This window comes from Bordetella muralis, from assembly GCF_054781015.1.
Genome location: NZ_BAAGVF010000006.1, coordinates 526,012 through 540,383, shown reverse-complemented (window position 1 = coordinate 540,383; position 14,372 = coordinate 526,012). Strand labels below are relative to the sequence as shown.

Genomic DNA, 14,372 nt, shown 5'->3' with positions numbered 1-14,372 from the left:
CTGCCGTCCAGGTGCTCCGGACGCACGAAAAGCCGTACTTAAAAGCGAGACTATCTCGCCTCGAGCTGCGCTGAGCCTGCATCGCTGCCTTGGTACCACGCCAATACCGAGCTGACATATTTTCGCGTTTCCGGATAATTGGGCAGCGCCCCTTTGTAGCGCGAAACTGCGCCCGCCCCGGCGTTATAGGCTGCCAGCGCCAATTGCAGATCACCGTCAAAGCGCCGCATCAACCACGCCAATTGCCTGGCCCCTGCGTCAATATTGTTGGCGGGGATCAACAAATCGTGTTGAGGATTCGAGAAACCGAGATCCATGCCTGTGGCAGGCATGATCTGCATCAGGCCGATTGCCCCCTTGGGGGAAATGGCCTGGGGATCGTAGTTCGATTCAACCCTGATGACCGCATGCAAAAGGTCGGCATCCATCCCATAACGTTCGGCCGCGCGCTGGATCAAGGCGTCGTATACCGCGCCATTTCCGGCCACTCGGCTTGCCTTGCCCGGCGCTGGAACTGCCAATACCAAGGCGCCGCCACCGACGGTCTGGACAGCGTGAAGGTCGGCGGCTTCCACCACCAGCATGCCCCGCGACTGCGTGCGGCCCGCGGGAGGCTCAGGAGCGAGCGTCAACACGCCCTGGGCGGACACGGTTGGCGCCAACACGAGAACACCAATGCAGCCAGCAAAAAGGACAGCAACCTTATGCCACCGAGGTTTTCTCAACCGCGCTCTCCTTGCGGGCTATTGTCTGTGTGGGCGTCTCCTGGAAGAACTTCCTATAGGACGTCATTAGCGTTGAGCGATTGCGTATGCCCCAACGCGCCGCGGTAGCCAGCACGCTGGTGCCGGTGGCGTCATCGCGCAGCAAGTCGGCGCGTATCCGCTCCATCCGGCAACGTTGCAATACCTCGCCTGGCGTCATGCCCAGATAGGTCTTGAACGCAGACTGCAAGGCACGCTCTGTTACGCCGATCTGTTCGGCGATCTCACGCACACTCAGGCCAGCGCTATCCAGGTTGTCGCACATATAGCGATACGCACGGCGATACTTCGCCGGCAGGCGCACCAGCACATCATCGGTGGCCGGGTCCATGGCAGAATCGTTTCGATGGTCCGAACGAGATATATGGCGCGAGATTTCCATCGAAGCCCGCGCATATTTCTGGTAATGCACGATGGCCGCGTCATAACGGCCCGAAAGTATCTCCATCTTGGCGCGGCAATAAAGCAGTTCCAGATTCCACCCACGTAAACGGCGCCGCTCTCGATTGCGGCTCAGGGGCTCCAGTACCTGCCTGACGAAAGGCACCTGCCGTTGCGCCAATCCGGCCAAGGCGCAATCCAGCCGCGACTGTGACTCCAACGTGTGGCAGCCCGATTTATCCAGATCGCTCAAGTAGGCCGACAGGTTGTCCTGTACCGATACATCGCCTCGAATATAAGCGCGCAAGTTCATCAAATATGTGCAACGCAGCGCCAGCCAAGGGTGACCGGGACACATTTTTAGCGGCGTGGGAGGCGTTTCCGAAATCTCTCTGCTCTCGTCATGCCAAAGGATATGATCGTCCAACAATTCATGGCTACGCACTTCGCTGCGAACCTGGCGTTCGATATGCATCAACGCCACCAGTCCGCGCAGTGTCGCGTCCTGGACATTTTCCACCTGTGCTTCTGCACGCCTGAGCATGACCTGCGCCGCGCTGCTATCTCCGAGGGAGAGCCATATCATACTCAGCGCGCAGATGGCCTCGACACGATCATGGACCGTGGCGGCATCATCGGCCTCGATGCGTTCAAAGCACGCCATCGCGTTGGAAAATCGTTGCTGATACAGATTGAGAAAGCCTGAGCTGCGGCATGATGCAATGCGTACCGCGCCTCGGCGCTCACCCGCATGTTTGACCGCGATGCGATACGTTTCCTCCGCGTCCTCCAGGCGCCCCAGCGCCAGCATGAGATCTCCTGCCAGACGGGCCAGCAGCCCGGCCTGGGCATCCGGACCCGTGATGACACGTATGCGATCATCCAGCATTTCTTCGGCAATAGCCACGGCATCGCGGAAGCGGCCGCTTGCCACCAGCCCCGCCACCTGCAGGGATGCTTCATCCTCGGCAACGGCAACGGCAATGAAGGAAAATAGTTCCGTGTACATCGTATGTCTCGTACAAAGATCTCGACGTCCAGGAAACGAATGACCTCAATCGTATTCACCGAAGACGACAGGGACACGACCATCGTCATGCACGTTCAGCTGTGTTGCATACAGCATGCCGTCGAAGGGGGACTCTTGCCACACCACCATGGTGAACAAGTAGTACAGGCCCCGTTTAACGTCGAGGAATTCAAAGCGACCGGAGGCGTCGCACAAGGTGTCTCGAGAGAAAGTCTTGTACTCCGGCAGATCGGGGTAGAACTGGGTCGGTTTCTCAGCCGCTACCTTGCCCGCCAGTCTGCGCACCTGGCCTTGGCCTGGCGCACTGCCGTAAATGGCATTGAACCGTTCGGTAGCGTATTCCGTCACCGGCACCAGAACCGCAGGGGCTCCCGCGCAACTGACCATCGTTCCATTTGGCGCACGTGCCGATGCTTGGCCATCAACTCGAGAGGAGCCGGGTTGCATCTGACTCGAGGCGAATTGCGCATCGAATGGCGTTTTCAAGATATGCGCATCGATCGGCGCCAGCGGCGTTTGCGTACTGCATGCGCCCAGCAGCGCCATGCACACGGCCAACCCCATGCGGGCCAGCCTGCTTTCCATGCGATGCAAACCCCGTGTTTGCGCCAAGGCTACTATTGTGGACATTGAAGACACTCGCAATCACCAACGAGCCACAACAATAACGATCGGCGTACACGCTACTCTGCGCAGATGCGAAATGCATCTTCGTGCTGCGAAAAAAGCCGGCTAAAGCATTTTTCCGCAGATGACATTACTTGTGTGCAATGTCTGCGGCAGAATGCAAAACACCCCACGGTATCGGTCAGGTATCCCGTACCCCGGGGTGTTTCTTGCCACAAGGTGGCGTGTCAGATTATGAATTCTGGGTCGTGACCGAATTCGTGGTGGCGTTGCGATCCACGAAATTCTGCATCTTGTCCGGATTGTTGTTGAGATCACGGATCATCATCCCAGCCAAGGCGTCACCAAACCAGCCCTTTCCCGCCAATTGCTCACCGACGCCTGATCCTTCAGCGAACTCCTCGTGGTTCAGCTTATTATCGGCGCCAGTGACGGAGTTGCCCGCCAAACCTTGTGCGGCGTTGCCCGCCTCCTCGGCGCCGAGCTTGCCATCTGCACCGGCCATGTTTTGCAGCGCTTCCGGATTGGCCAGCATAGTCCTGGCTGCCTCCTGCACCATCGGCGGCACATTGCCATCCTTATTCATGGCCAATTTGTACAGTTCATTGGGATCCATGCTGGAAATGTCGTGCTGGTTCATATAGCCAGCAAGCGCACCTGCGGCAGACTGTGGCGTCATTCCCTGACCTTGATCGATGCCTGAGCCGAATCCGCTCGGGCTGCCAAAGCCGCCCACACCCTGCGGCTGGCCCATACCCATGCCAGACTGTTGGCCTATGCCGTTACCGCCACTGCCACCAATTAAACCCTGTGCGGCCGCATCAAAGTTCCCGACACCCGACTTGCCATCCACGCCAGCCACGTCATGGGTTTCCAGCTGGGAATATTGATCGGGATTCTGCAGCATGAACTTCGCGGCATCGCGAACCGTCTCGGGCAAGCTGCTGTCCGAGGCCATCTTATATAAGTCATTCATATCGACGGCATCTTTGCCGGTTTCACGCATGTGGCCTGCGATCGCGCCCGAGGCGGACTGCAGATTCATGCCGCTGGCGCCCTGCGTTCCCTGCGATCCACCCACGGAGCCGATCGTACTCAACATGGCCATGGGATTGGCTATTCCCGAAACGTTCATCGTCACTCTCCAGATTAAGACAAGGCTGAGCGCACGAATCGGTGTGCGCCGTTTGGATTCAGCTGCGCGTGGCAAGCACAATCACTGCGACGAATATTCACGCACAACAGCATCTGACCAAACGGCATAGCCGAAACATTGTCAGAAGATGCGAACCTATTGCCGTGTGACGCGGCATGTCTGCCGGCCGAACCCTACAGAATTTCGTTGCGAGGTCAGCCACTTCGTCTCGTCACTGTGCGTCCAATTCCGGCCTTCTATTCTGCGCGAATCACTTAACCCTACTGATCATCGCCGAAACGCAATGCACCTGAGCCGCTGCTCTACCTACCTTAGAAAGACTGCCTCGCTATGCCTTGCCATGATATTTGCGGTTGGCATCGTATCCAGCCCTTCGGCCGAAGCGGCTCCGCTCTTTCACAACGCCCGTTTCGTTTATCAAGCCAACGATAAGCCGCTGGGCGACGTGTTGCGGGATTTTGCGTCGACCGAAAATATCCCCATCGTGGTGGATGCAGGAGTCACCGGCACCGTCAGCGCCAAATTCGATACAGCGCCCCAAGAGTTTCTAACTGCTATATCAAAAGCCTACGGCATTATCTGGTATTACGACGGGACGACGATCTTTTTCTATCCGTCCAGCGCCATGGAAAGCAAGGTCTTTCGCATGCGCGGTTATACGCGAACACAGGTCGGTCAAATGTTGCGGTCGCTGGGGCTTGGCGATCCGCGCTTTCCCTTGCGTTTTGACGATAAGACGCAGACCTTGCTTGCCTACGGGCCTCCGCGCCATATTCAATTGGTGACGACCGTGCTGCAAGAGCTCGAGCGAGACAACCATGACCGCCTGGGAACCTCGATTGCTGTCATCAAACTGCGTTATGCCGTTGCCGCAGACCGAACATTTGGCAATGCCACCATTCCCGGCCTGGCCCGTACGCTGAACCGCCTGTTCGGCAACAAAGACGATAGCGAAGACAGCGATGCGCCAAGTCATGACTCTTTCTCGAAGGAAATTGCAGGGCGCATGAAATCCCTGCAATACAACTATGGCATGCAGGTATCGCCGGAACCCGCTGCCACCGAGCACAATCGCGCCCGGGATGCACACGGAGGCCACGAGGCCACGGCGCTGCAGTCAAGCGTGCCAGTAGAGAATTTCGACGCCGATCGCCCCTTTTTCCAGGCAGAGAAGTCGACCAACTCTATTATTGTGCGCGGGCTCCCAGACCGGATGCCTGAGTACAGACGGTTGGTGAAGGAGCTCGACAAGGCCCAGAATCTGGTGGAAATCGAAGCCACCATCATCGATATCAGCGCCAGTGATTTCAATCGCCTGGGCGTGAATTGGCAGTATAGCGAGAATGGTACGACGCGCTTCTCTGCTTCGACGGGTAATGGCAGCTCGGGCGGTTCATTGGGTCAGACCGACTCAAGCTACAACGTCAGCACGCTGATAGGCGGAGCATCCCATCAATTCCTGAATGAGATCCAGGCATTGGAAGGCGTCGGGCGCGCCCGTATCGTGGCTCGGCCGCAGGTCGTCGGTGTCGTGAATCACCCCGCAGTCATGAAACACCAGCGGACAGCATCCGTGCGGGTAGCGGGCAATCTGGATACCAGTTTGTACCAAATACAAACGGGCACGCAACTTTCCGTGATTCCACAGATCGTTGCCTATAACTCGCACAATGAAGTGCGTCTCTCCCTTTCGATTCAGGATGGCGGATTTGAGAACCAGACTGTCGACGATATTCCAATTGTCAGACAAACCGAGATCAACACCGACGCCACCATGCGTGAAGGCGAAAGCCTGCTCATTGGCGGCATTTCCGTAGACCAGACATCAGACGACTACAGCGGATTGCCCTGGATTGCCCGGGTCCCTTTGTTGGGCGCATTGTTCCGTACCAAACGAGGCTCAAGTTCGCATGAAGTCCGCCTCTTCATGCTCACACCGAAAATCATCAAGGTGGGTGAGAACCGCCAGCCCCAGGTCGCCACGACGCATCCCAATGACGGCAGCTTACGTGTGATCTGCCGCGCCCAGGATTTGATGGTGTCGCCTCGTTGCCTCGTACAAGGGTATTGATTCATGTCTGCTTCGCCATACATGAAACAACTTCGCATCCTGTCCGGCACACATGCCGGTGCCTCGTTAGATTTGATGCCGGGTCGTTATTCATTGAGCGGAGCGCATGATGCAGATATCTCGATCAGCGACTGGCGTTTCGCGGCGCTGGTCATGGATGTGCAGGCCGAAGGATCCGTCACGCTGCACTGGGACGAGGCGCCGGAAAAGCATCTCGACTTGCATGATTATCAGCCTGTCGAGTTCCTGGACGTCGCCCTCTGCGTGGGGTCGGCCTACGAGTCGTGGCCGGATGCGACGGCGCTCTTCGCGGTACAGAAAAGCGTCGAGGACGCGATCGCCCGCGGCGGTGTTTTTGCGGTGTGGCGCGCGGTCCGGCGTACTTCGTGGATCACGCATTGGCGCCTTTCGCTGGGAGGCCTGATCATGCTTGCACTCGTCTCGTCCGGCTGGTTGATGTCCACTGGCACCAACGCCCAGCGACCAGCCCCGGTAACGGCAGCGCAACAGCGTCCGCTATTACAGCGCGTGCTGGACGAGGTAGCGCCGCATCGCCTGCATGTGAGCGTCAACGATGACGTGCTGACGGTGCGCGGCATGGTCGACGATCCCGCGCAGGCCGCCCGTGTCGCCGACGCGATTGCGCACCAGCCGCCGCATCTGCGGCTGAAGGAGCAAATTACCGTCGCCACCGAGGTCGCCCAGGCCATCGCCAACAGCGTAGGGATCAGCGACGCGAGGGTTCATTATCAGGGCCAAGGGATATTCGAATTCTCGGCCACGGTCGAGCATCCCGATAAAGTCCGGGCCGCCGTGGCGCGTGTGGCAGCGGATCTGGGCCCATTTGTCCAACGCGTCGACACCCGCCTCGAAAATTCCGCGACCAAGAAAACGCCCCTGCCTGCTAGCCGTTCCGTATGGAGCACCCAAGACGGCGTCAATATCGTCGAAGGCATGGACGGGTCTAAGTACATTGTGTTGAGCAACAACGGCCGCGATACCAATGGCCCCGATCAAACCGATCATGACTTGCCTGGGCAGAACGCCGACACGCGACTGCCCTCCCAACCTGGAGATGCTCCATGAGCCTGAATTTTCCGCTTCCCGACAAAACGCTGAGTACCGCCATCGACAACCTGGAAGAGACCCTGCGCCAGGATGTCAATGGTGATAAAGCGCGCGCTCTGCACCACTACTTTTCCAACGCGGAGTTGCATATGCGCGGCGAACGGGCTCGTCAAACGGATTTTGAACAGGGTCAGTTCGCCGGCTTGCTTGCCGACGCGTTTTCTGCCTCGACTCGCAGCATTGTCTCGGCCTGGCATGCGCTTCATGGACGGGAGCTTACGCTCTAAGTCCTGCATTGTCTCCCCGGACATGTCAGTCTGTCCGACGTCCAGATCCAGGACATACGGGAATTACACGACTGACGCTTTGTTCTCTTCGTATTAGGAGTTTCTATGATTAATCCTCTGAGCGCGGTAGGCGGCATAGCCTCCACCGCTACGTCTGGTATCACAAATGCTGCATCGACAGCTGCGGTAGGCCGTACTGCGGAAAAAACCGCCGGTACTTCAATGAACAACTCGACCGACAACGTCTTAGGCAATCTGAGCGAATCGATCAACAAGAGCATCGCTTCACAAGCCTCCATGGCGGCAATGACGACCGACGCTGCAGCTCAGCAAAACGGCATCGCCATGCAGGCGCAACAAGCCATGTCGACCATCCACATGGCCCAGCAAATGATGTCGGCGCAGACCAAGGCTGCGAACGCCGGCGCAGATGCGATCAAGGAAGCCGCGGGCTGAGTTTCACGCGCTCCCTGGCGCAGTCGCCGGTCCGCGGAGACTGCGCCGCTTGAAGGAATTCGCTGGTCAGCGTTTCTGTCTCGCACTCATGCCAGAAAGCCAAACAATATAGGAGCCAAACCATGGCACCCCCTTCCCTGCCCAAGGACTGCATGCGCGTCATCGCAGCCATACATCTGCTATCGGACAAATACGGCGCTACTGATGACACGGCCAAGATACTGGCCGTCATGGCCGCTGCGGCCCCCGACAGGCCGGAAATTGCCGTGGCACAGGCGCGCAACATGCTGGTATCACGCGATTATGCCGAGGCCCGTTCGCTGCTGGACCGGGTCGAGACGAAGAATCCGGACAACGCCATGATCAAGGCCATGCTGGCCTTGTGCATGTATATCCAGCAAGACGGCATGTGGGAAACCTGCGCCGAAGAAGCGTTGGCCTTGCCTGACAGCAACGCCATCTCGCGTGGGATTATCGACACCCTTGCCAAAAGGTCGGGACAGCCCTTGCGCGGACTTTCCAAAGAAGACGCATCCGAACCGGTTGCCCGGCATCACCACGTGCCTGGCCTGGTTTGCTGAACCTAGGAACGTTGAACCATGCCACTCATTCCTCCTGTTTCACCTGTTGACGCGCTGGGAAAGTCAGCCGTCGATATGACCAAGAAACACATCACCCCTGAGGTTTCTCCCGAACTGAGCCAAAAGTTCGGCGAACTCATGAAAAGCAGCAAAAGTGAGTCAGCGGGAGAGTCGAATCTGCTTGACCGGGTCTCGCACGCCGTCAAAGCGCAGCAGGAGGAGTTCCAGGCGATGCAGAACAACATGGTCAACGTCCTGGAACATGGCCACTCCATGTCTCCGGCGGCGCACTTCGAAGCCTTCGCCAAATTGACCATGGATGCATCCATCGCGCACATGAAAATTTCGCTGTCCTCGGGCATGACCAAAAGCAGCAACAAAAGTCTGCAAACCCTTTTGAAGAACGAGTAGCGAGTTTTTATGCGTACGACTGGAAGATTCCTTTTCCTGCCACGCTGGCTGTGGGTAGGACTGTTGGCGCTGTTTCTGACGGGATGCAAAGAGCCTATCTACAACCAACTGTCGGAGTCAGCTGCCAATGCCATGCTGGAGGTACTGCTGCAGGCGCAGGTAGACGCCCAAAAGAGCAGTCCGGATGCCAAGACGTGGACCGTGTCGGTAGACAGCAGCGACATGGGGCGGGCGCTGGCTATTCTGCGTGCCAATGGACTGCCTGAACCCGGCTACGAGACATTGGGAGACATGTTCAAGAAAGACGGCTTGATCTCGACCCCTATCGAAGAGCGGGTCCGCTTCATTTACGGTACCTCGCAGGAACTGGAACGTACGCTGTCCAAGATAGACGGGGTCATCATTGCGCGCGTGCATGTCGTGCTGCCCAATAACGACCCGCTGGCCACGGATACGCGCCCGTCAAGCGCCTCTGTGTTTATCAAATATCGCGACGGCACAGATGTTTCTACGTTAGTACCCATTATCAAGAATTTCGTGATGCGCAGCGTCGAAGGCCTGTCGTACGAAAACGTCAATGTCACGATGGTGCAGTCCGCAGCGGCGCCCGCGACGCAGTTCCCTGTGCAATCCAGCAGTTGGCCTTTATCCACGGTCATCCTGGCGGCTATTCTCTTGTTGGGACTTGGTGGCGCGGGTGGCTATTATGGCTGGCGTCGTTTCCGCTCCCGGCGTCAACCGCCGCAAATCGACTCCCCCAGACCTGTTCCGGCGCCTGCGGCATTGCCGGATACTGAACACGCTTGAGGCAAACGCCCCATGGACGGAATGCGGGACCCCTTGCGTGCCTTGCTGCAGGCAATCCGCCACAAATCCGCGCACCTCGTTGAACACATGGATTCCAGCTGGCTGGAGCGGGCCCGGTTAGAGCTGGGCCTGGAGATGGCCAGACTGGAAACCACCATGCTTTCACGCATGTTGCGGCAGGTCTACCGGCTGAATTGGCCCGACCCTGGTGCATTCTCGGTACTGGCGCATCGCATTGTTCTGCTGCCGAAAGCGGAAATTCACCGCATGCTGGCGGTTGCCGCGCTATGGACCCAGCGCGACCGCGTGCGTCTGTGTATTGCCAATCCCCAACGCGGCGCTCTGGTCGAGCGCATAGGACAATCCGCTTATGCCCGCCTATTGGCTTGCCCATCTTTGCCGCAAGCTCATCGAGGGCCGTTGAGCCTTGATGAAATTCGCTCCCAGGGATTGATTCTCCTGGGCGCCCGCCACTGGGTGGATAACATCACCGGATGGCATAGCCAGGACCTCCTGGATTGGCTGAGTCTGGCAATACCGCCAGCCGATGCCCCCGATACCCACATTCAAGTCCACGAAGGGATACGTCTCATGCTGGACGACATCCCTGCCCTTTTCCCGGAACACGAATGGCTGTTTGGCGACTCCATGACTCGATCGCTGTCGATATCGGCGATGGCATCCTGCCCGCAGACGATTTCGCGCGGCTGACGCACACCGAGCAGATCCTGCGCGAAGCCCAGGAAACCCACGAACGGCTGGTCGCCGAGGCTGAGCTGCAGGCTAGCCAGATCCGCGAGGCAGCCCAGACCGAGGCCGATCAGATGCTGGACCAGGCTCAGCGTCAATTGGACAGCGCCTACCAGGCGGGGTTAGACCGTGGCATGCAGGAAGCCGCGGCACGCTGGGCCAGCCAGGCGCTGGAAATTGCGGCGAACCACAAGCGCGTGCTGGAAAGGCAGAGCGAACGGCTATCACAGCTGGTCTCGGCGGCGGTAACGCGCCTGGTGGATGAAGAAGACCGCAGCAGCCTGTTTCGGCGCAGCCTGCGCACCATTTCCAAGTTGGTCAAAGATGTGCCGCTACTGACCATGTACGTACACGAGGCTGAGCGGGAACAGGCAGAGCGCGCTGTCGCCTCCGTGCTGCCCCAGATGAGCCAGGGCCTGAGCATCGAAATCATTGCCAGCAACGCAGTGCCCACCGGAACCTGTCGTTTCGAGTCCGACGAGGGTGTCGTCGATGCCAGCCTGGATACGCAGATCACGGCGCTTCGGCAGGCCGTGCATCGGGCTGCGCTGGACATGTTGAGGGAAGAAAATGACGCCACCAACGCATTGCCAGCAGATGGACCCTAAGCCATGAACGATATTGTCGACGGTACCTTCCAGCGTTTCGCGCACGCGCTGGAGCGAGAATTCAATCAGGAACAGACCATTGTCCGTACAGGACGGGTCTACGAAATTATCGGCACCCTAGTCAAGGCCCGCGGCATAGATCCCCATATAGGTGAAGTCTGTGAACTATTGAGCCCGAATGGCGAGTTGCTTCAACGTGCCGAGGTTGTCGGATTCGGAAAACAAGGCACCATACTCTCTCCCTTTGGAACCCTGTCGGGCATCAATGAGCACACACAAGTGCGCGCCACCGGCAAACCCCTATCTGTGCCCGTGGGACCGGCGCTATTGGGCCGCGTGTTGAATGGCCTGGGTGATCCGATTGACGGAATGGGGCCCCTGGAATGCGGCGAAACGCGGCCGGCTTATGCCGACCCACCCGACCCCATGCAGCGCGCCATGATCGAAAAGCCCTTGCCCACCGGCGTAAAAATCATCGATGGCCTGATGACACTGGGCGAGGGTCAGCGCATGGGCATCTTCGCGCCCGCAGGCGTAGGCAAAAGTACCTTGATGGGGATGTTGGCGCGTGGCGCGCAATGCGACATCAGTGTCATCGCACTTATTGGTGAACGCGGCCGTGAAGTGCGCGAATTCATCGAGCAAATATTGGGCGAGGACGGCATGGCCCGGTCGGTAGTCGTATGCGCGACCTCGGACCGCTCCAGTATCGAGCGTGCCAAAGCGGCTCATATCGCCACGGCGATCGCTGAATATTTTCGCGACCAGGGCCAGCGTGTGCTGCTGATGATGGATTCGCTGACCCGCTTCGGACGGGCCCTGCGCGAGATTGGCCTGGCGGCTGGCGAGCCGCCAGCACGGCGCGGCTTTCCCCCCTCTGTATTTGCCGAGCTGCCTCGTCTGCTGGAGCGTAGCGGCATGGGAAGCACAGGCTCCATCACTGCGCTTTACACCGTGCTGGCTGAAGACGACAGCGGCGGTGACCCGATTGCCGAAGAAGTGCGCGGCATTCTGGACGGCCACATGATCCTGTCACGCAAAATAGCCGCCAAAAACCAATATCCGGCCATCGATGTCCTGGCCAGTCTGTCGCGGGTGATGACGCTGGTGGTGCCCGAACATCATGTCGAAGCCGCCAATCGTTTTCGCAATATGCTTGCCAAGTATGACGAGGTTGAAATCCTGCTTCAAGTGGGTGATTACCGCGAAGGCAGCGATCCGGCGGCCGATGCCGCCATTGCAAACATCGACGCCATACGCGCCTTTTTGAACCAATCGCGAACCGGTCTCGAAGGATTCGATGAGATCCTGCTCCAATTGGAGGAGATCGCCCAATGAGCCCGCGTCTGCGCGCTTTACGCGCTCTGGTAGCAGTCCGTCGCCGACGCGCTCAGGCCTTGCAGGAGGCACTGGCAGAGGCGACGCAACAGCTGGATCAGGCCCGGCAGGCGGCAACCGAGGCGGCCGCACGAGCGCAACAATGCCAAGAGGTCTATTTGCAAGGCGAACAAGAATTGCAAACGCTGGTTCACGACGCTTTCACGCTAATGGCTCAACGCGCCATGGCGTTGCGCAATGAAACGTTGCAACACACGGCCCAGCAAGCTCGGCAGATGGCAGACAACGCGCAGAATCGTGTTCCTCCATTGGAAGAGGCAGTGCTTGTCGCGAAACGGGAGGTCATGCGCAACGATCAGCGCATTGACTACTTCGATGAACGCATAAAGGAAATGCTGCGCGATCAGGCGGCGCTCCATATGGAAATCGAGGAAGAAGACGCAGGCGAAGCCGCGGTGGCGCGCCTGATCGCCGGGCGCCGGCAAGACGCGGCGGAAGATCCGGCATGAACGAATCATCTAATCAGCTCATTGCGCTGCTAGCCACGTATCTACCCACAATACAAGGTTTTTTCACCTTGTGCGTGCTGGCCAGCCTACGTTTTCTGACCGCGTTTTATATCTTTCCGCCGTTGGGCGACACTTTTCTTACCGGCTATTTGCGCAATAGCCTGGTCGGCTTGCTATCCATTTTCGTGGCCGTGGGCACCCCAGTTGAGGCAATGCAGACGCTGGCGATACTGGATCTGGCCGTCCTGGCGATAAAAGAGGCTGTCATTGGGTTGTTGATCGGCTTTGCCAGCGCCCAGGTATTTTGGATCGCGTCCAGTGTGGGCGCCCTGCTCGATATGCTGACGGGCTATAACGATGTCCAGACCAAGAACCCGTTGAGCGGCGAGCAAAGTACGCCTATTTCGCAATTTTTGCTGCATCTGGTAACTGTGATCTTCTACACCACGGGCGGGATGCTTTTCTTTCTAGGCGTCGTTTTCCAGTCGTACCAGTTATGGCCCTTGTTCTCCAACTTGCCTCAACTCGGCAATGCCAGCAGCCCGTTCGTACTCAGTCAGATTAACGGCCTGATGACGGGCATCGTGAAATTTGGCGCGCCGGTACTGCTGGTATTGATTTTGATTGAATTCAGCTTCGGCCTGCTCAACCGGGCAGCGGGTCAACTGGGTCTTTCAAATCTGAGTCAACCCGTCAAAGGGGCTGTCACGCTCCTGATGCTGGCATTGCTCATCAGCACGATCATCCCGCAGATCCAGCATCTGCTGGTACCCACGGGATTACTGCAGGAAATGAAGCGCATGATGGACATGGACTGATATCCGCCGGTCAATAAAAGTGACCTTTCATGCCGGAGAAAATTGCACCAGCCGTTGATATCAGGCCGAGCTTTTAATATCGTCGGCACCCTCGTTAGCGGTTTTCACGGCCGCCGCTATCATGCTCTGGGCAGTGTGGATTGACGAGTTGACCATCTCTGTCTGGGATGACGTAATCATGTTCTGTGTTGAGGCTTGTTGCTGCAGCATCGCCATCTGCATATTCGTTTCCTGCATTTTTTGTTGTTGATCTGCCATCTGCTTCATGACAGGATCTTGAAAATCCTTTCCGGCGAGCCCACCAGCAGCATCATGCGGGGCCTTCGCCTCGGCATCGCCAGCTGGCTTTGCGTTGTCAAGACCCTGAAGCTTCGCCTTCATCGAGGCGAGATCGCTGCTCAAGCTTTTCATTTCTTGAGTGGCTGCAGCCATTTCCTGACGCGCTGCGGCCATTTTTTCAAGACTCGCGTGGCGAGGCGCTAGAGGGCTCCCCTTCGCGCGCATAGCTGGCCTACGCTGCAACCCTGGAACAGACTGCGACGCGGGAGTTGCAGACGTCTGCCCCATCAACTGCTTCGCTCCCTGGGTGGCTTTGGTGGCGACCTGACTCGCCTGCCTGGCCACATTGGATATAAAGGAACTCGCCCCTTTGATCGGCAATGCCATATAACCTCCTGTGCTGAAATGTACAGTGGACCCTTTCTAGCGGC

17 protein-coding genes are annotated in these 14,372 nt (G+C 58.1%); 12 read left to right on the top strand and 5 right to left on the bottom strand.

Annotation, left to right across the window (positions count from 1 at the left end; all coding sequences use genetic code 11):
* Positions 1-50: 50 nt before the first annotated feature.
* The 4 genes from ACYVIT_RS13535 to ACYVIT_RS13520 form a co-directional block, all read right to left on the bottom strand.
* The gene (locus ACYVIT_RS13535) at positions 51-665 is read right to left on the bottom strand and encodes a lytic transglycosylase domain-containing protein (protein WP_415805073.1); all 615 of its coding nucleotides are present in this window, start codon (positions 663-665) and stop codon (positions 51-53) included.
* 37 nt (positions 666-702) lie between these two features.
* Positions 703-2,154 carry a helix-turn-helix domain-containing protein gene (locus ACYVIT_RS13530; RefSeq protein ID WP_415805072.1) on the bottom strand — a complete coding sequence of 484 codons (1,452 nt, stop codon included), beginning with the start codon at positions 2,152-2,154 and terminating at the stop codon, positions 703-705.
* Positions 2,155-2,199: 45 nt separating this feature from the next.
* Positions 2,200-2,805, bottom strand: coding sequence for a hypothetical protein (locus tag ACYVIT_RS13525; protein WP_415805071.1), 606 nt, complete (start codon positions 2,803-2,805; stop codon positions 2,200-2,202).
* Between the two features lie 229 nt (positions 2,806-3,034).
* Entirely contained in the window at positions 3,035-3,937 is a 903-nt protein-coding gene (locus ACYVIT_RS13520; RefSeq protein WP_415805070.1) for a hypothetical protein, read from the bottom strand.
* 361 nt (positions 3,938-4,298) lie between these two features.
* Between ACYVIT_RS13520 and sctC the strand changes: the two genes are divergently transcribed.
* The 12 genes from sctC to sctT all read left to right on the top strand — a co-directional run bounded on the left by sctC (position 4,299) and on the right by sctT (position 13,662).
* On the top strand, positions 4,299-6,029 hold the full coding sequence (gene sctC / locus ACYVIT_RS13515; RefSeq protein WP_415805069.1) for a type III secretion system outer membrane ring subunit SctC: 1,731 nt from the start codon (positions 4,299-4,301) through the stop codon (positions 6,027-6,029).
* Positions 6,030-6,032: 3 nt separating this feature from the next.
* Positions 6,033-7,115 (top strand): hypothetical protein, encoded by a 1,083-nt coding sequence (locus ACYVIT_RS13510; protein WP_415805068.1) that lies wholly within the window; start codon positions 6,033-6,035, stop codon positions 7,113-7,115.
* Positions 7,112-7,384 (top strand): hypothetical protein, encoded by a 273-nt coding sequence (locus ACYVIT_RS13505; protein WP_415805067.1) that lies wholly within the window; start codon positions 7,112-7,114, stop codon positions 7,382-7,384. Before ACYVIT_RS13510 ends, ACYVIT_RS13505 begins: the two co-directional genes overlap by 4 nt.
* Positions 7,385-7,489: 105 nt before the next feature.
* Positions 7,490-7,840: a hypothetical protein gene (locus tag ACYVIT_RS13500; RefSeq protein ID WP_415805066.1), complete on the top strand. Its 351-nt coding sequence runs from the start codon at positions 7,490-7,492 to the stop codon at positions 7,838-7,840.
* 122 nt (positions 7,841-7,962) lie between these two features.
* Positions 7,963-8,421, top strand: a complete 459-nt coding sequence (locus ACYVIT_RS13495) for an HrpB1 family type III secretion system apparatus protein (RefSeq protein ID WP_415805065.1) — start codon at positions 7,963-7,965, stop codon at positions 8,419-8,421.
* A gap of 18 nt (positions 8,422-8,439) precedes the next feature.
* A complete protein-coding gene (locus ACYVIT_RS13490; protein WP_415805064.1) occupies positions 8,440-8,832 on the top strand; it encodes a hypothetical protein in 393 nt (130 codons plus the stop codon).
* Between the two features lie 9 nt (positions 8,833-8,841).
* A complete protein-coding gene (sctJ, locus tag ACYVIT_RS13485) occupies positions 8,842-9,639 on the top strand; it encodes a type III secretion system inner membrane ring lipoprotein SctJ (RefSeq protein WP_415805063.1) in 798 nt (265 codons plus the stop codon).
* Between the two features lie 12 nt (positions 9,640-9,651).
* On the top strand, positions 9,652-10,350 hold the full coding sequence (locus tag ACYVIT_RS13480) for a type III secretion protein HrpB4 (RefSeq protein ID WP_415805062.1): 699 nt from the start codon (positions 9,652-9,654) through the stop codon (positions 10,348-10,350).
* A complete protein-coding gene (locus tag ACYVIT_RS13475) occupies positions 10,269-10,997 on the top strand; it encodes a FliH/SctL family protein (protein ID WP_415805061.1) in 729 nt (242 codons plus the stop codon). The genes ACYVIT_RS13480 and ACYVIT_RS13475 overlap by 82 nt, the downstream gene beginning before the upstream one ends.
* 3 nt (positions 10,998-11,000) lie before the next feature.
* Positions 11,001-12,335: a type III secretion system ATPase SctN gene (gene sctN / locus ACYVIT_RS13470; RefSeq protein ID WP_415805060.1), complete on the top strand. Its 1,335-nt coding sequence runs from the start codon at positions 11,001-11,003 to the stop codon at positions 12,333-12,335.
* Positions 12,332-12,844, top strand: a complete 513-nt coding sequence (locus ACYVIT_RS13465) for a hypothetical protein (protein ID WP_415805059.1) — start codon at positions 12,332-12,334, stop codon at positions 12,842-12,844. The genes sctN and ACYVIT_RS13465 overlap by 4 nt, the downstream gene beginning before the upstream one ends.
* The gene (gene sctT / locus ACYVIT_RS13460) at positions 12,841-13,662 is read left to right on the top strand and encodes a type III secretion system export apparatus subunit SctT (protein WP_415805058.1); all 822 of its coding nucleotides are present in this window, start codon (positions 12,841-12,843) and stop codon (positions 13,660-13,662) included. Before ACYVIT_RS13465 ends, sctT begins: the two co-directional genes overlap by 4 nt.
* Positions 13,663-13,722: 60 nt before the next feature.
* Here sctT and ACYVIT_RS13455 read toward each other — a convergent pair whose 3' ends face one another.
* Positions 13,723-14,328: a hypothetical protein gene (locus ACYVIT_RS13455; RefSeq protein ID WP_415805057.1), complete on the bottom strand. Its 606-nt coding sequence runs from the start codon at positions 14,326-14,328 to the stop codon at positions 13,723-13,725.
* Positions 14,329-14,372: the final 44 nt, after the last annotated feature.